Source organism: Halomonas sp. B23F22_10, assembly GCF_043496975.1.
GTDB classification, from domain to species: Bacteria; Pseudomonadota; Gammaproteobacteria; order Pseudomonadales; family Halomonadaceae; genus Halomonas; species Halomonas smyrnensis.
The window spans coordinates 635,925-651,810 of the sequence record NZ_JBIEKF010000001.1 but is presented as its reverse complement, the minus strand read 5'-3'; the positions used below and the strand labels follow the sequence as shown (position 1 = coordinate 651,810).

Sequence of the window (15,886 nt, the reverse complement as noted above, 5' to 3'; positions counted from 1 at the left end):
CGGGGCCGTCGATGGGAAGCGGCGCCGCGGCGGCCGAGCGGCTACCCGGCGCCCTCGTCCGGCACCTCGCCGAGATCGGCAAGGCCGGGCTCGCCGTGGCCATAGCGTTCGTGGTGGCGATGCTCGCGGAACGCCTCGAGCAGGCGGGTATAGCGCCGGGGCATGCGCATGCCGCGCCGGGTGACCAGGTAGAGCGTTTCCTGCACCGGGTGCGGCAGCGTCAGCTCGCGTACCTGGCGCTGCCAGGGTGAGGTCTCGAGCACCAGCCGCGACACCACGGTGAAGCCCAGCCCCCGTGCCACGGCGTCGAGCACCATGCTGGATTCGTTGGTAAAGCCCTGGCGCGGGAAGTGGCTCATCGAGCGGAACTCCCCGGGGAAGTTCTGGCGCAGCACGCCGCCGGCGCGATTGACCCCATCGGCATAGCCGATGAAGCCCAGCGCCATCAGGTCGGCCAGGCCGGTGCCGGTGAAGTCCGCCGGCACCACCAGGCACAGCGGCTCCTGATGCCAGGCCTCGCAGTCGATCTCGGGGTGGCGAACCGCCTCGGTGACGATGCCGAGATCATGCCGGCCGGCCTGCACGTCCGTGACGATCTCGTGGTTGAAGGCGAAGCTGTAGCTCACCGTCAGCCCAGGATGCATCTGCTGCTGGCCGAGGATGAAGGGATAGAACATCAGCCCCACGCTGCCCGGCGAGGCGATGCGACATTCGCCGCTGTCGAGGCTCTCGTCGTCCAGCGAATGCCGGAACTGCTCGTGCTCGGCGAACAGCTTGAGCGCGTAGTCATAGGCCCGGCGGCCGGCCTCGGTCAGCGCGAAGCGCCGCCCCTGGCGGTCGAGCAGCGACTTGTCCAGATAGCGCTCCAGCTTGCGGATATGCTGGCTGACCCCGGGCTGGGTCATCTCCAGACGCTGGGCGGTCCGGGTGAAGCTGCCGGTCTCGACGAGGGTGATGAAGGTACGGAAATACAGGGCATTGAACATGGCGGAAGACATCTTGACCACAGGGACCGGACATCGACATTCTACCAGCTCGCCCGGAAGCGCGCAGCGCTGCGCCTTGCGCGGGGGCGTGTTAGCATCGAAGCAGGCGGCCGCGAGCCGCCCTCCAGGCGCGATCCGACGCGCCGGCAAGCGAAGGCCAGGCACGATCGGACACCGCCGCTCCCTTTCCAGTGACACGGACGCGCTGCATGGCCAATACCATTTCCAGCATCATCTCCCCGGAAGGCAGCCTCGAGATCCTCTCTCAGCATGAGGTCAACCGGCTGCACGATACCTCCCGCAGCGGGCTGCATGGACTCCTGCGCAGCTGCGCCCTGGCCGTGCTGAACTCCGGCAACCCGACCGACGACGGCCTGGCGCTGATGGAGACCTACTCCGATTTCGACATCGAGGTCATCCAGCAGGACCGCGGGGTTCGCCTCAAGCTGACCAATGCCCCGGCGGAGGCCTTCGTCGATGGCAAGATGATCCGCGGCATCCGCGAGCACCTCTCCTCGGTGCTGCGCGACATCGTCTACGTCTACAACGAGATCCAGACCCACCAGCGGTTCGACCTGACCACCGGCGAAGGCACCACCAACGCCGTCTTTCACATCCTGCGCAAGGCCGGCACCCTGCACCCCAGCCGCGACCCGAGCATGGTGGTGTGCTGGGGCGGTCACTCGATCTCCCGCGAGGAATACGACTACACCAAGCACGTCGGCTATCACCTGGGGCTGCGCGAGCTGGACATCTGCACCGGCTGCGGCCCCGGCGCCATGAAGGGGCCGATGAAGGGCGCCAACGTGGCCCACGCCAAGCAGCGCCGCACCGAGGGCCGCTACCTGGGCGTGTCCGAACCCGGCATCATCGCCGCCGAGGCGCCCAACCCCATCGTCAACGAACTGGTGGTGATGCCGGACATCGAGAAGCGCCTCGAGGCCTTCGTGCGCTTGGGCCACGGCATCATCGTGTTCCCCGGCGGGGTCGGCACCGCCGAGGAGATCCTCTATCTGCTCGGCATCCTGCTGCACCCGGACAACGCCGACATGGAGCTCCCGGTGATCCTCACCGGCCCCGCCGGTTCCGCCGACTACTTCAGGCGCATCGACGAGTTCCTGGTCTACACCCTCGGCGAATCCGTGCGCCGGCTCTACACCATCATCATCGACGACCCGATCGAGGTGGCGCGAACCATGCGCAAGGGCATCGACGGCGTCGCCGAGTATCGCCGCCAGCGCCAGGACGCCTTCTACTACAACTGGCGCCTCACCGTGGCCCGCGACTTCCAGGCGCCGTTCGACCCGACCCACGAGAGCATGGCCGGCCTGGCCCTGCATCGCGAGCAGCCGGTGCACGAGCTGGCCGCCAACCTGCGCCGGGCCTTCTCCGGCATCGTCGCCGGCAACGTCAAGGAACGCGGCATCCGGCTGATCGAGGCCCACGGCCCCTTCCGCCTCAACGCCGAGCCCGAACTGATGGCCAGGCTCGACGAGCTGCTGAACTCCTTCGTCGCCCAGGGCCGCATGAAGCTGGCCGGCGAATACAAGCCCTGCTACACGCTGAGCTGACCCAGCGAAGCGTCCAACGAAAAGCCCCGCCGGCATCCGCCGGCGGGGCTCTTTCGTCTGACGTGGCAGGCGTTCAGTCTCGCAGCGGCCTGAGCCAGATGCCGAGCGCATGCAGCAGCAGCCCCAGGGTGGTGCCGTGGGAGGCCAGCAGCGCCCAGCCGCTCCAGCCGGCAACGAGCCCCTGCCAGGCCGCCATCGCCACCAGCCCCACCACCAGGAAGACCACCAGCCGGCGCAGCAGCGCCGGCAGCCTGGCGCGGGCCTCGGCGGCCAGCAGCCGCCACTGGGCCAGCGCCACGCCGAGCACCGCGACGATGGCGAATGCCAACAGGATCAGGCGCGTCTGATGACCACCGATCAGATAGCGCGGCAGGGTCGCCGCCATCATCACCGCCAGCCCGACCAGAAGGCTGAGCCGCTCCGGGCTAGAGGTCGCGCCCATCAGGCCACCTTCAGCTGCTGGGTGGTGATCCACTCCTCGACCCAGGGAATCGCCGCGTCGTCGGCCATGAAGGTCTCCATGGCGTCGATCTCGAGGCGCTCGCCCAGCCGCGTGGCCCCCTGCCCCTGCAGCTGTTCGTCGAGGGAGCGGCCGGCGCCGCAGAAGGAGTCGACGTAGGAGCCGTCACCGAGCGCGATCATGCCGTAGCGCAGCTCGGTGAGCCCGGGGCTCTGGGCGTCCAGTTCGCGCACGAAGGGCACCAGGTTGCCCGGCACGTCGCCGCTGCCGGTGGTGGACACGCAGAACAGCGCCAGATCGGTGGGGGTATCGGTCAGATCGGCCAGGGTCGGCTGGTCGAAGATCTCGACCTCGTAGCCGGCGTCCTCGAACAGCGGCTGGACCTGCTCGGCCACATCCAGGGCACCGCCGTACATGGTGCCGACGAAAATCTTGAGCTTGGGCATGTCGTGGATTTGCCTGAAAAATTTGATGGGATTTTAACACGGCCGCCGGCAAGGCCGCACCCTTGCGCCCCCTGCGGGTCAGGGAGCCAGGCCGTATAATGACCCTACCGTCACCCTCTCTCCGGGAGCCCTCATGACCCACACCTTCGAAGCCTGGATCACCCCCCTGATGATCGGCGGCCTGATGCTGTTCATGTGCTTCATCATCTGGGATCTGGCCAGACAGTCGAAGGCCGGGCGCTTCGGCACCCTGATGCTGTTCGTGGTGCTCGGCGCCGGCATGCTGGGCTACGTGCTCAAGGTGGTGATCACCTGGTGGCTGGAACGCGGCGCCCTCTAGCGACCGTCCCGACAGGCACAAGAAAGCCGACGCCACCCCGGAGGGTGGCGTCGGCGTATCGCATGAAGGAGGCGGGGTCAGCCCTCCTCGGGATGGTACTCCTCGACCTGCGTCTTGAGCTTCTGCCCCGGCCGGAAGGTCACCACCCGCCGGGCGGAGATCGGAATCTCCTCGCCCGTCTTGGGGTTCCGGCCCGGCCGCTCGCTCTTGTCCCTGAGGTCGAAGTTCCCGAAGCCCGACAGCTTGACCTGCTCGTTCTCACGCAGGCAGGCGCGGATCTCCTCGAAGAAGGCTTCCACCATGGACTTGGCCTCACGCTTGGAGAGACCGAGGTCGGCGTGCAGATGTTCGGCCAGTTCGGCCTTGGTCAACGCCCCCATGTCGCTTCCCTCTCGCTGCTGGTCGAGCCCGGAATCCCTCATGCGCGAAGCTCGGCGCCCAGATGCAGCCGCGACTCCTCGACGATGGCATCGACCAAGTGGTTGATTTCCTCGTCATTTAGCGTGCGCGAAGGATGCTGCCAGGTCAAGCCCAGGGCGACGCTCTTGTGACCCTCGGCCACGCCCTTGCCCTGATAGACGTCGAACAGGCGCACATCCACCAGCCATTCGCCGGCCTGGGCGTGCACGGTATCGAGCAGCGCCTGGACCGGACGCTCGGCGTCGACCAGGAAGGCCAGGTCGCGACGCACCTCGGGATAGCGCGACAGCGGCGCGAAGGCCGGCACCTGGCCCTGGGTCAGCGCCTCGAGGCGAACCTCGAACATCACCGCATCGACCTTCAGCCCCAGCTCGGCGCGCACCGCCGGGTGCAGGGTGCCGATCCAGCCGGCCTCCTCGCCGCGGTACAGCACCCGCGCGCACTGGCCGGGATGCAGGGCCGGATGCTCGGCCGGCTCGAAGCGCCAGGCCTCGGGCTCGCCCCCCATGGCCAGCAGGGTCTCCAGGTCGCCCTTCAGATCGAAGAAGTCGACCTTGTCCTTGCCGCCGTTCCAGCCTTCCGGATCGCGGGCGCCGCAGACCAGGGCGCCGAGCATCGGCACCTGATGCAGGCCGTCCAGCTCGCCGCGGAACACCAGGCCGGTCTCGAACAGACGCACCCGTGTCTGCTGGCGATTGAGGTTGTGCTGCAGCGCACGCACCAGGCCCGGGAACAGGCTCGCCCGCATCACCGACAGGTCGCTGGAGATCGGGTTGGCCAGCGTCGGAGAGACGGCTTCCGGCAGCAGCGTGGACTGCAGCTCCGGCGCCACGAAGCTGTAGGTCACCGCCTCGAAGTAGCCGCGCGCGACCATCTGGTTACGCAGGCGGGACAGCGGCGTGCGGGCCTCGACATCGGGCTCGAGGCCCAGGCGGGCCTGGGGACGACGCACCGGCAGGCGGTTGTAGCCGTGGATGCGCGCCACTTCCTCGATCAGGTCTTCCTCGATGGCCAGATCGAAGCGCCAGCTCGGCATGCGCGCCTGCCAGCCCGCCTCGACGCTCTCGACCGCGAGGCCGAGGCGCTCGAGGATCTCGCCGACTTCCTCGCCGTCGAGCACCTTGTCCAGGGCCTGGTCCAGGCGCTCGCGACACAGCAGCACCTCACGGTCGCCGGGCAGGCGCTCGGCGTCGGCCACCTCGACCAGCGGGCCGGGCTCGCCGCCGACGATCTCCAGCAGCAGCGCGGTGGCGCGCTCGGCGGCCTCGCGGGCCAGCACCGGGTCCACGCCGCGCTCGAAGCGGTGGGAGGCGTCGGTGTGCAGGCCATAGGAACGGGCCTGTCCGGCCACCGCCAGCGGCGAGAAGTGCGCCGACTCGAGGAAGATGTCGCGGGTCTCGGCGCCGACGCCGGAGTGTTCGCCGCCCATCACGCCGGCGATGGCCAGCGGGCCGCGCTCGTCGGCGATCACCAGGGTGCTGGCGCTCAGGGTGATCTCCTGGCCGTCGAGCAGCACCAGCCGCTCGCCCTCGCGGGCGCGACGCACCACCACGGCCTCGCTGAGGTTGGCGAGGTCGAAGGCATGCAGCGGCTGACCGAGCTCGAGCATCACGTAGTTGGTGACGTCGACCACCGGGTCGATGGCACGAATGCCGCTGCGACGCAGGCGCTCGACCATCCACAGCGGCGTCTCGGCGGTCACGTCGACGCCCTTGATCACCCGGCCCAGGTAGCGCGGGCAGCCGTCGGCGTCCTCGACGCGCACCGGGAAGGTCTCATCGTGGCTCGCCGCCACCGGCGCGATGGCCGGGCCTTCGACCGGCAGGCGATTGAGCACGCCGACCTCTCGGGCCATGCCCTTGACGCTCAGGCAGTCGCCGCGGTTGGGGGTCAGGTCGACCTCGATGGTGTGGTCGTCCAGGCCCAGGTAGTCGCGCACGCCCTCGCCCACCGGCGCGTCGGCCGGCAGCACCAGGATGCCCGGCGAGGCATCTTCCTCGAGACCGAGCTCGGAGGAGGCGCAGATCATGCCGCGTGACTCGACGCCGCGCAGCTTGGCCTTCTTGATCTTGAAGTCGCCGGGCAGCACCGCGCCGACCCGGGCGAAGGGCACCTTCTGGCCGACGTCGACGTTGGGCGCGCCGCACACGACCTGGACGCGCTCGCCGCTGCCGTCCTCGACCTGGCAGACATTGAGCTTGTCGGCATCGGGGTGCTGCTCGCGGGCGACGACCTCGGCCACCACCACGTCGGTGAACTCGGCCGCCACCGGCTCGATGGCATCGACCTCGAGGCCGGCCATGGTGACCTGGTCGGCCAGTGCCTGGGTCGCCAGCGCCGGGGAGACCCATTCACGCAGCCACTGTTCGGAAAATTTCATGTCAGTTCCTGTTTCCGCGTAGTCGGTGGTCGATCAGGCGAACTGCTTGAGGAAGCGCAGGTCGTTGTCGAAGAACAGCCGCAGGTCGTTGACGCCGTAGCGCAGCATGGCCAGGCGCTCGGCGCCCATGCCGAAGGCGAAGCCCTTGTAGCGCTCGCTGTCGATGCCGGCGTGGCGGAACACCTCGGGGTGCACCATGCCGCAACCCATCACCTCGAGCCAGCCGGTGTGCGAGCACACGCGGCAGCCGTCGCCGCTGCACATCACGCACTCGATGTCGACCTCGGCGGAGGGCTCGGTGAACGGGAAGTAGGACGGGCGGAAACGGACCGAGAGGTCGTCACGCTCGAAGAAGGCGTGCAGGAAGTCCTCGACGGTGCCCTTGAGGTCGGAGAAGCGCACGTCCTCGTCGACCAGCAGCCCTTCCACCTGGTGGAACATCGGGGTGTGGGTCAGGTCCGAGTCGCTGCGATAGACGCGGCCCGGGCAGACGATGCGGATCGGCGGCTCCTGATCCTTCATGGTGCGCACCTGGACCGGCGAGGTATGGGTGCGCAGCAGCCGGGTGGCGTCGAAGTAGAAGGTATCGGCCATGCCCCGCGCCGGGTGATGGGCGGGAATGTTGAGGGCCTCGAAGTTGTGGTAGTCGTCCTCGATCTCCGGGCCGACCGCCACGTCGAAGCCGACGCGGGTGAACAGTCCCTCGATGCGCTCCAGGGTGCGGGTCACCGGGTGCAGGCCGCCGCTGGGCTGGCCGCGGCCGGGCAGGGTCACGTCGAGGCGCTCGGCGGCCAGACGCGCTTCCAGGTCGGCCTTCTCCAGGGCCTGGCGGCGAGCGTCGATCTCCTGGGACAGCGCCTGCTTGGCCTCGTTGATGCGCTCGCCGGCGGCCGGGCGCTCCTCGGGGGGCAGCTTGCCGAGGCCCTTGAGCAGCGCGGTGATCTCGCCCTTCTTGCCGAGGTAACGCACCCGCAGCTCGTCCAGGGCGGCCATGCTCTCGGCGGCCTGAACGGCGTCGCGGGCCTCGGCGACCAGAGTGGGAAGGTGGTCCATCCGTTGTGCTCCGATGTCTTGATCAGGGGGTCACATGCCAAAAAAACAGGGGAAGAGCGGCTGCTCTTCCCCTGCGACGATCCGTGGCATGGCGCGCCCACGGAGAGCCCACCATGCCATCACGAGATCACTTACTGGGCAGCCTTGGCCTTCTCGACGATAGCGGCAAAGGCAGCCTTTTCGTTGACGGCCAGATCGGCCAGGACCTTGCGGTCGATCTCGATGCCGGCCTTCTTCAGGCCACCGACGAAGCGGCTGTAGGACAGACCGTGCTGACGGGCACCGGCGTTGATGCGCTGGATCCACAGGGCGCGGAACTGACGCTTGCGCTGGCGACGGTCACGGTAGGCGTACTGACCGGCCTTGATGACGGCCTGCTTGGCAACGCGGAAGACGCGTGAACGGGCACCGTAGTAACCCTTGGCCTGGCTGAGAATCTTCTTGTGACGACGACGTGCGACGACACCACGCTTGACGCGAGTCATGGCTTACTCCTGACGTTTAAAATGGTCTACCAAGGATTACAGGTTCGGCAGCATGCGCTGCACGAGCTGCTTGTCGGCGTCGTGGATCTGCTTCATACCACGCAGCTGACGCTTACGCTTGGTGGACTTCTTGGTCAGGATGTGGCTGCGGAACGACTGCTTGTGCTTGAAGCCGTTGGCCGTCTTCTTGAAGCGCTTGGCAGCGCCGCTGTTGCTCTTGATTTTCGGCATGAGAATACACTCCGCTCGAGGTTTTTGAGAAAATCCGGGGCCAATGGCCGGCTAGACGCCGGCCATCCGTTTGACGGGCCGTCGGATCACTTCTTCTTGGGGGCAATGATCATGATCATCTGCCGCCCTTCCATCTTCGGGAAGGACTCCACGGTACCGAGATCTTCGAGATCGGCGGCGATCCGTTCCATCAGTTTACGACCGAGGTCCTGATGGGCCATTTCGCGTCCGCGGAAGCGCAGCGTGACCTTGCCCTTGTCGCCACCTTCGAGGAAACGCGTCAGGTTCTTCATCTTGACCTGATAGTCGCCCTCGTCGGTGCCAGGCCGGAATTTGACTTCCTTGACCTGAATCTGCTTCTGCTTCTTCTTTTGAGCCGCCTTCTGCTTCTTCTGCTCGAAGACGAACTTGCCGTAATCCATGATCTTGCAGACGATCGGATCGGCATTGGAAATCTGGACCAGGTCCATACCGGCGGTTTCCGCGCGCTCCAGGGCATCGCGAGTCGGCATGACGCCGAGCTGCTCGCCGTCGCTGTCGATCAGGCGAACCTCATCTACGGTAATCCGCTCGTTCATCGGGGGCCGCTTGTCCTGCGGACGCCCTCTGGGGTTGCTTCTCTTGATGGTTCCGTCTCCACTTCAGTCTTGGAAGATGTCGTTATAACCGTTCGGCCAGCACCTTGTCGATGAAGGTCTCCACCGTCATGGTGCCGAGATCTTCGCCGGTGCGGGTGCGCACGGCGATGGAATCGGCTTCGACTTCCTTATCTCCCACCACCAGGAGATAGGGGACCTTCTGCAACGTATGCTCGCGAATTTTAAAGCCGATCTTCTCGTTCCTCAAGTCCGCCTTGACGCGCATGCCAATTTTCTGCAAGCGGCGTTCGAGATTTTCGACGAAATCCCGCTGCGAATCGGTGATGTTGAGGATCACGGCCTGCTCCGGCGCGAGCCACAGCGGCATGGCCCCGGCGTAGTGCTCGATGAGGATGCCGAGGAAGCGCTCGAAGGAGCCCAGGATAGCACGATGCAGCATGACCGGCGTCTTGCGCTCGCCGTGCTCGTCGACGAACTGGGCGCCCAGGCGGCCCGGCAGGTTGAAGTCGAGCTGCAGGGTGCCACACTGCCAGACGCGGTTCAGGCAGTCACGCAGCGAGAACTCGATCTTGGGCCCGTAGAAGGCGCCCTCGCCCGGCTGCAGATCCCAGTCCAGGCCGGTGCTGTTCAGCGCGGCCTCGAGCCCGGCCTCGGCGCGATCCCACAGCTCGGCCTCGCCCATGAAGTCATCCGGGCGGGTGGACAGCTTGAGCTCGACGTCCTCGAAGCCCAGCTCCTTGTAGACCTGCAGCGTCAGCGCGATGAAGGCCTCGGCCTCGGACTGGATCTGCCCCTCGGTGCAGAAGATGTGCGCGTCGTCCTGGGTGAAGCCGCGCACGCGCATCAGGCCGTGCAGCGAGCCGGAGGGCTCGTTGCGGTGGCAGCTGCCGAACTCGGCCAGGCGCAGCGGCAGATCACGGTAGCTCTTCAGCCCCTGGTTGAACACCTGCACGTGGCAGGGGCAGTTCATCGGCTTGACCGCGTATTCGCGCTTCTCCGACTCGGTGGTGAACATCAGGTCGCTGTAGTGCCCCCAGTGACCGGACGCCTTCCACAGCGAGAGATCGACCACCTGGGGCGTCTTGATCTCCTGATAGCCGTGCTCGATCTGCACCCGGCGCATGTACTGCTCCAGCGCCTGGTACATGGTCCAGCCGTTGGGGTGCCAGAAGACCATGCCCGGCGCCTCTTCCTGCAGGTGGAAGAGGTCCATCTTCTTGGCCAGCTTGCGGTGATCGCGCTTCTCGGCTTCCTCAAGGCGCTTGAGATAGGCCTTGAGCTGCTTCTTGTCGCCCCAGGCCGTGCCGTAGATGCGGGTCAGCATCGGGCGTTCAGCGTCGCCGCGCCAGTAGGCACCGGCCAGCTTGGTGAGTTTGAAGGCCTTGAGGTGGCGCGTGTTCGGCACGTGCGGACCGCGGCACATGTCGGTGTATTCCTGGTGATGGTAGAGACGAATGGTCTCGCCATCGGGAATCTCACGCACGATCTCCTGCTTGTAGGGCTCGTCGCGATGCAGGAAGGTCAGCATGGCCTTGTCGCGGTCGACGTACTCGCGCACCACGTCGTAGCCGGTGTCGATCAGCGCCTTCATGCGCTGCTCGATGGCCTCGAGGTCCTCGGGGGTCGCAGAACGACCGAAGTCGACGTCGTAGTAGAAGCCGTCGTCGATCACCGGACCGATCGCCATCTTGGCGTCGGGATAGAGCTGCTTCACCGCGTGGCCGATCAGGTGGGCGCAGGAGTGGCGAATGATCTCCAGGCCGGCCTCGTCACGCGCGGTGATGATGGCCACCTCGGCGTCCTGGTCGATGACGTCCGCGGCATCCACCAGCTCGCCGTCGATGCGGCCGGCCACGCAGGCCTTGGCCAGGCCGGTGCCGATGCTCTCGGCCACCTGCATCACGGTGAGCGGTTCGTCGTAAGTTCTCTGGCTGCCGTCCGGCAGGGTCACGATGGGCATGATGAAGAAGTTCCTTGTGCGCAGTGGTGATCCATACCAGGGATCACATGCCGCCAGAAGAAGAATGGTCGTCGGAAGCGCTTACGAAAGCGCGCCTAGCCTAGCAGACGGCGCCGGCACGAGGCCATGCCGTCGCGGCGAAACATGCCGCCACAACGAAAAGAGGCGCCCGAAGGCGCCTCTTTCACTCTCGAGATGCCCCGGCAGGCCGGGGCGAGGGCTCAGTAGGAGATCACTCCCACTCGCCCAGCTCGACGCGACGGTTCTCGGCACGGCCGGCGTCGGTCTCGTTGCTGGCGACCGGCTGGGCTTCGCCGTAACCGATGGTACGCATGCGGTTACGCTCGACACCCTGGGAGGCCAGGTAGTCGGCCACGGAGTCGGCACGACGCTGGGACAGATCTTCGTTGTAGCTGTCGCTACCCACGGCGTCGGTGTGGCCTTCGATGCGAACGCGGACGTTCTCGTTGGCCACCAGCTTGTCGGCGACGTCGTCGAGGATACCCTCGGCACCCATGGTCAGGGTCGCGGAGTCGAACTCGAAGTTGACGTCACGCAGCACCAGGTCCTCGACGCAGCCCAGGGCGTTGACCTCGGCACCGGCCGGGGTACCCGGGCACTGATCCTGGTAATCCGGCACGCCGTCGTTGTCGGAGTCCAGCGGGCAGCCCACGGCATCGACGGCCACGCCGGCCGGGGTACCCGGGCACTGGTCGTTGGCGTCGATCACGCCATCGCCGTCGGTGTCTCGCGGAGCAGGCTCGGCCTTCTTGTTGGGCTCGGCACACAGCAGGGCACCGATGGTGGCACCGGCGGTACCGCCAACGGCTGCACCGGTGTCCTCGTCGGACTCGCTGGAAGAGGCATAGCCGATGCCGCTGCCGATCAGGCCACCGGCCAGACCGCAAACCGCCGGATGCTGATACCAGGCACGATCGGAAGAGGCGCTATCGCCCATGCCGGAGGATTGAGAGGCCGAGCTCGCGCAGCCGGAGAGGCCGACGACGAGAGCGGAACCGAGCAGCAAGCCAGTCGTTGATTTTTTCATGTAAGACTCCTTCTTCACACAAATCCGAATGGACATCTCAGGGACGCCATTCGTGAGGTCCGATGGTGTTAGCCAGCGGCGGCGAACAGCGTTCGCCTACACCGATCAAGAAAGCACGAAAATGTGATTTAAGCCAGCAAGCACCGCAAGATGGCACCGGCATCCTTCCACATATCAGCCATCTACGATACCTGTACAAGGTTGCCGGAGGTGATCGTCAGATGCAATCGCTGTCTGCCCGATCGATCTTCCACGCGGACGGAGTTCAGTACCTCATCATCAATGCAGGGACGCCGGCCATTCACGACGGAATCGCAGCACCGCGCCCGCCGCCTCGATCACGGCGTCGCGCATTTCGTCCTCCACGGCCAGGCGCTCACGATCCTCCTGAAAACGCGCCTTCGGCGTCAGCGCCTGACGCGCGGAGTGCGTATGCAGGTGGCGAGTGCGACCATGCACCTCGCCGAAGGCGCGAAATTCTGGGCGCTCGACCAGGCTCGGGTCGAGGATGTCGAGCAGCGTCTTGCAGCGCCAGGCACCTTCGGTGATGTCGACCTGCTCCTGCTGCAGGGCCGAGGCCACCAGCTCCAGGTTCTCCAGACAGTTCTCATGGGCGCGACGCAGCTCCTCCTCGCGGAAGGCCTTGCGGCGGCGCACCTCGCGCCACAGCGTCACGGCATAGGCTGCCAGGCCGGCCACGATAGCCAGGGCAATGCCCAGCAGGATCAACGCGGTAGTAAGGGACATGCAGGCTCCCGAAGACATCGAAGGGTAGGGATACGCATTTTATACTCTGCCCCGCAACGCCCCAATCCCCCTCAGGACCTTCACGGCAAGGAGCCAGGCATGAGCGATTCGGAGAGTCATCCCACCACCGCGGCCCGCATCGGGCTGATACTCGGCCCGCTGTGGCTACTGATGACGCTGACGCTGACGCCGCCCGGCGGCATGAGCGAGAGCGCCTGGGCCTGCGCCGGACTGGCCCTGCTGATGGCGACCTGGTGGTCGACCGAGGCGATCCCGATTCCCGCCACCTCGCTGGTGCCGCTGGTGCTGATCCCGGCACTGGGCCTCGGCGACATCAAGCAGGCCGCCACGAGCTACGCCAACCCGATCATCTATCTGTTCCTGGGCGGCTTCCTGCTCGGCATTGCCATGCAGCGCTGGAACCTGCACCGCCGCATCGCACTGCACGTGCTGCGCGTGGTCGGCCACGAGCCACGCCGCCAGATCGGCGGCTTCATGCTGGCCACCGGCTTTCTCAGCATGTGGGTCTCCAACACCGCCACGGCGATCATGATGCTGCCCATCGGCATGTCGGTGATCAGCCTGCTGGACGACAGCGATCCCGATGAGCTGGCCCGCTACGCCACCGCCCTGCTGCTGGCCATCGCCTATTCCGCCAGCATCGGCGGTATCGCCACCCTGATCGGCACGCCGCCCAACGCGCTGCTGGCCGGCTACCTGGCCGACAGCCGCGGTATCGATCTCGGCTTCGCCCAGTGGATGCTGGTCGGTCTGCCGGTCAGCGTGACGATGATGATCTGCGCCTGGTGGTGGCTGACACGCCGCCGCTTTCATCTGGCGGGCGGCGACGACAGTGCCGACATGGTACGCCGCGAACTGGCGTCGCTCGGGCGCAGCAGCGCCGCCGAGCGCCGCGTCGGCCTGATCTTCCTGCTGGCCGCCCTCGCCTGGGTGTGTCGTCCGCTGCTCAACCAGGCCGGCCTCGACTGGCTGTCGGACACCGGCATCGCCATCGCCGCCGGCATCGCACTGTTTTTGGCGCCCTCGGGTGACGGCAGCGGCGAGCGCCTGATCACCTGGGACACGGCCCAGTCGCTCCCCTGGGGCATCCTGCTGCTGTTCGGCGGCGGCCTGACCCTGGCCGGCGCCATCAGCCGCTCGGGACTCGCCGAATGGATCGCCCAGCGACTCGAGATCTTCGGCGCCTTCCCGCTGCTGGCCCTGATCGGCGTGGTGGTGCTGGTGATCATCTTCCTCACCGAGGTGACCTCCAACACCGCCACCGCGGCGGCGTTCCTGCCCCTGCTCGGGGCGCTGGCCGTGTCGCTGGATATCTCGCCGCTGCTGATCACCGTGCCCGCGGCCATCGCCGCCAGCTGCGCCTTCATGATGCCGGTCGCCACGCCACCCAACGCCATCGTGTTCGCCACCGGCCATCTGCGTATCCGACCGATGATACGCGCCGGGTTCGCCCTCAACCTGATCGGTACCCTGCTGGTCAGCCTGCTGGCCTATCCGCTGGTGACGCTGTTCTGGTAAGCCGAGGGAGCGCTGGCCGACGCCACCTGCGGCACCGGCCAGCGCCATCGCCACCCCGCCAGCAACAGGCTGACCACCAGACACAGGGCGCCCGCCGTGTGCAGCATCGCCAGCCACAGCGGCAGCCACAGCAGGACGTTGGCCACGCCCAGGGCCGCCTGGGCCAGGCCGGTGCCCACCGCCAGCGCCAGCCAGGGGCGCATCGCGCGATCGCGGCCATGACGCCAGCCCAGCACCAGCAGGCACGCCAGCAGCGCCGCGCCGCCAAGACGATGACCCACCTGGATGGCGCTGCGCGCCTCGGCGTGCAGCTGGCCATAGAGATAGCTGGGCCCCACCGCCTGAGTCAGATGGAAGCCCTCGCCCCAGTCCAGCGCCTCGACCCAGCGCCCGTTGCAGGTGGGAAAGCCCTGGCAGGCAATGCCGGCATAATTGCTCGAGGTCCAGCCGCCCAGCGCCAGCTGCAGCACCAGCGCCAGCAGCGTCGCCCGCCACAGCGGTGTCATGCGCCGTGGCCGCATCACTGCAGGAGCCCCGAACGCCAGCCGGCGCAGCCGCAGGTGCAGCCACAGGAACATCGCCATCACCGACAGCCCGCCGAGCAGGTGCAGAGTCACCACCTGCGGCCACAGCTTGAAGGTCACGGTGAGGGCACCGAAGGCGCCCTGCACCGCCAGCGCGACCAGCAACCCCAGGGTCAGCCGCCAGGGATAGTCGTCACGACCGCGACGCAGGCGCAGACCGCGTGCCGCCAGCAGCAGCGCCACGGCGATCAGCCCTGCCGCCAGATAGCGATGCAGCATTTCCATCCAGGCCTTGGTCGCCTCGAGCGGCCAATGGGGGCTATGCGCCAGGGCCCGCTCGGCATCGGGCACCAGCGGCGCACCGTAGCAGCCCGGCCAGTCGGGACAGCCGAGTCCCGCATCCATCAGCCGGGTCGCTGCCCCGACCAGCACCACCAGGGCACAGAGCCCGGTACCGGCCAGGCTGAGCCGCATCACGCTTCGCCATGCCGGAGACGCCTGGAAGAGTCGCATCGCCTTCCTCCTTTCTCGCTGACCGCTCGCTCACCGCCATCACTCGGGCTGGAGACGCGCCATGGGCGGCTCGGGATTGCGCTCGAGCAGCAGCTCGATGTCCTCGAGCACCCTTGCCGTCTCGATGTCCGGAGCATAGGCCAGCACCGCGCGGCCGTCGGGGTCGAACACCCACAGCCGGCCCGGCGAGCGCCAGGATGCCGCCTCCGTCCAGCTGGCCGCCGAGGCGCCGGGCAGCGTCTCGCCGCTGCCGCCGAGGCGCAGCCGGCTGATGCGATGGGCGTCTCGTCCCAGCGCCCGATGCAATCGCCACCAGCGATCGGCCTGGGCGTCGCACGACGCCGGACAGTCGAAGGCCAGCACCCAGTCGTCGGCGCCCTGCCTGGCCATGCCGTCGAGCGGCCAGGCCTCGAGCGGCGGCAGGTCCGGCGTCAGCTGGCCGTGGGCGGTGCGGCCCTCGGGAATGCCCAGCCGCCACTCGACCATGCCCCAGGCCACCGCCATGGGCAGCAGGAACACCGCAAACAGCGCCAGCAGCTTGAGTCGCGACGAGACGGGAGACACACGGGCGTCGGCGGGCATCG

Annotated in this window: 17 protein-coding genes; 3 read left to right on the top strand and 14 right to left on the bottom strand. The window is 67.2% G+C overall.

From position 1 onward, the window contains the following. Positions 1-41 precede the first annotated feature (41 nt). On the bottom strand, positions 42-986 hold the full coding sequence (locus ACGTNF_RS02940; protein WP_394600357.1) for a LysR family transcriptional regulator: 945 nt from the start codon (positions 984-986) through the stop codon (positions 42-44). Between the two features lie 209 nt (positions 987-1,195). Here ACGTNF_RS02940 and ppnN point away from each other — a divergent pair, with 209 nt between their 5' ends. After that, positions 1,196-2,557, top strand: a complete 1,362-nt coding sequence (gene ppnN / locus ACGTNF_RS02935) for a nucleotide 5'-monophosphate nucleosidase PpnN (protein WP_394600356.1) — start codon at positions 1,196-1,198, stop codon at positions 2,555-2,557. 73 nt (positions 2,558-2,630) lie between these two features. Here the strand turns inward: ppnN and ACGTNF_RS02930 are convergent, their stop codons facing one another. Then, positions 2,631-2,999 carry a hypothetical protein gene (locus tag ACGTNF_RS02930; protein WP_394600355.1) on the bottom strand — a complete coding sequence of 123 codons (369 nt, stop codon included), beginning with the start codon at positions 2,997-2,999 and terminating at the stop codon, positions 2,631-2,633. Next, on the bottom strand, positions 2,999-3,463 hold the full coding sequence (locus tag ACGTNF_RS02925; protein ID WP_016854835.1) for a flavodoxin: 465 nt from the start codon (positions 3,461-3,463) through the stop codon (positions 2,999-3,001). Before ACGTNF_RS02925 ends, ACGTNF_RS02930 begins: the two co-directional genes overlap by 1 nt. 133 nt (positions 3,464-3,596) lie before the next feature. Here ACGTNF_RS02925 and ACGTNF_RS02920 point away from each other — a divergent pair, with 133 nt between their 5' ends. Then, positions 3,597-3,803, top strand: a complete 207-nt coding sequence (locus ACGTNF_RS02920) for a DUF2788 domain-containing protein (protein WP_016854834.1) — start codon at positions 3,597-3,599, stop codon at positions 3,801-3,803. A gap of 77 nt (positions 3,804-3,880) precedes the next feature. Here ACGTNF_RS02920 and ACGTNF_RS02915 read toward each other — a convergent pair whose 3' ends face one another. The 9 genes from ACGTNF_RS02915 to ACGTNF_RS02875 form a co-directional block, all read right to left on the bottom strand. Further along, on the bottom strand, positions 3,881-4,183 hold the full coding sequence (locus ACGTNF_RS02915) for an integration host factor subunit alpha (RefSeq protein WP_016854833.1): 303 nt from the start codon (positions 4,181-4,183) through the stop codon (positions 3,881-3,883). Positions 4,184-4,221: 38 nt separating this feature from the next. Beyond that, positions 4,222-6,603 (bottom strand): phenylalanine--tRNA ligase subunit beta, encoded by a 2,382-nt coding sequence (gene pheT, locus ACGTNF_RS02910; RefSeq protein ID WP_394600354.1) that lies wholly within the window; start codon positions 6,601-6,603, stop codon positions 4,222-4,224. A gap of 33 nt (positions 6,604-6,636) precedes the next feature. Further along, positions 6,637-7,656, bottom strand: a complete 1,020-nt coding sequence (gene pheS, locus ACGTNF_RS02905) for a phenylalanine--tRNA ligase subunit alpha (RefSeq protein WP_016854831.1) — start codon at positions 7,654-7,656, stop codon at positions 6,637-6,639. A 131-nt stretch (positions 7,657-7,787) separates the two neighbouring features. Continuing rightward, a complete protein-coding gene (gene rplT / locus ACGTNF_RS02900) occupies positions 7,788-8,141 on the bottom strand; it encodes a 50S ribosomal protein L20 (RefSeq protein ID WP_016854830.1) in 354 nt (117 codons plus the stop codon). Positions 8,142-8,177: 36 nt separating this feature from the next. Further along, on the bottom strand, positions 8,178-8,372 hold the full coding sequence (gene rpmI, locus ACGTNF_RS02895; RefSeq protein WP_016854829.1) for a 50S ribosomal protein L35: 195 nt from the start codon (positions 8,370-8,372) through the stop codon (positions 8,178-8,180). Positions 8,373-8,458: 86 nt separating this feature from the next. Next, positions 8,459-8,998, bottom strand: coding sequence for a translation initiation factor IF-3 (infC, locus tag ACGTNF_RS02890; protein ID WP_394600541.1), 540 nt, complete (start codon positions 8,996-8,998; stop codon positions 8,459-8,461). Positions 8,999-9,032: 34 nt separating this feature from the next. Beyond that, a complete protein-coding gene (gene thrS / locus ACGTNF_RS02885) occupies positions 9,033-10,931 on the bottom strand; it encodes a threonine--tRNA ligase (protein WP_394600353.1) in 1,899 nt (632 codons plus the stop codon). A 232-nt stretch (positions 10,932-11,163) separates the two neighbouring features. Beyond that, complete coding sequence (locus ACGTNF_RS02880) at positions 11,164-11,979, bottom strand: OmpA family protein (RefSeq protein ID WP_394600352.1); 816 nt, start codon at positions 11,977-11,979, stop codon at positions 11,164-11,166. A 279-nt stretch (positions 11,980-12,258) separates the two neighbouring features. Continuing rightward, on the bottom strand, positions 12,259-12,726 hold the full coding sequence (locus ACGTNF_RS02875) for a DUF2489 domain-containing protein (RefSeq protein ID WP_152478823.1): 468 nt from the start codon (positions 12,724-12,726) through the stop codon (positions 12,259-12,261). A 99-nt stretch (positions 12,727-12,825) separates the two neighbouring features. Between ACGTNF_RS02875 and ACGTNF_RS02870 the strand changes: the two genes are divergently transcribed. Next, positions 12,826-14,265: an SLC13 family permease gene (locus ACGTNF_RS02870; RefSeq protein ID WP_394600351.1), complete on the top strand. Its 1,440-nt coding sequence runs from the start codon at positions 12,826-12,828 to the stop codon at positions 14,263-14,265. Here the strand turns inward: ACGTNF_RS02870 and ACGTNF_RS02865 are convergent. After that, entirely contained in the window at positions 14,238-15,302 is a 1,065-nt protein-coding gene (locus ACGTNF_RS02865; protein WP_394600350.1) for a COX15/CtaA family protein, read from the bottom strand. The genes ACGTNF_RS02870 and ACGTNF_RS02865 overlap by 28 nt on opposite strands. A gap of 39 nt (positions 15,303-15,341) precedes the next feature. Beyond that, positions 15,342-15,884, bottom strand: a complete 543-nt coding sequence (locus ACGTNF_RS02860; protein ID WP_394600349.1) for a redox-active disulfide-containing membrane protein — start codon at positions 15,882-15,884, stop codon at positions 15,342-15,344. Positions 15,885-15,886 lie beyond the last annotated feature (2 nt).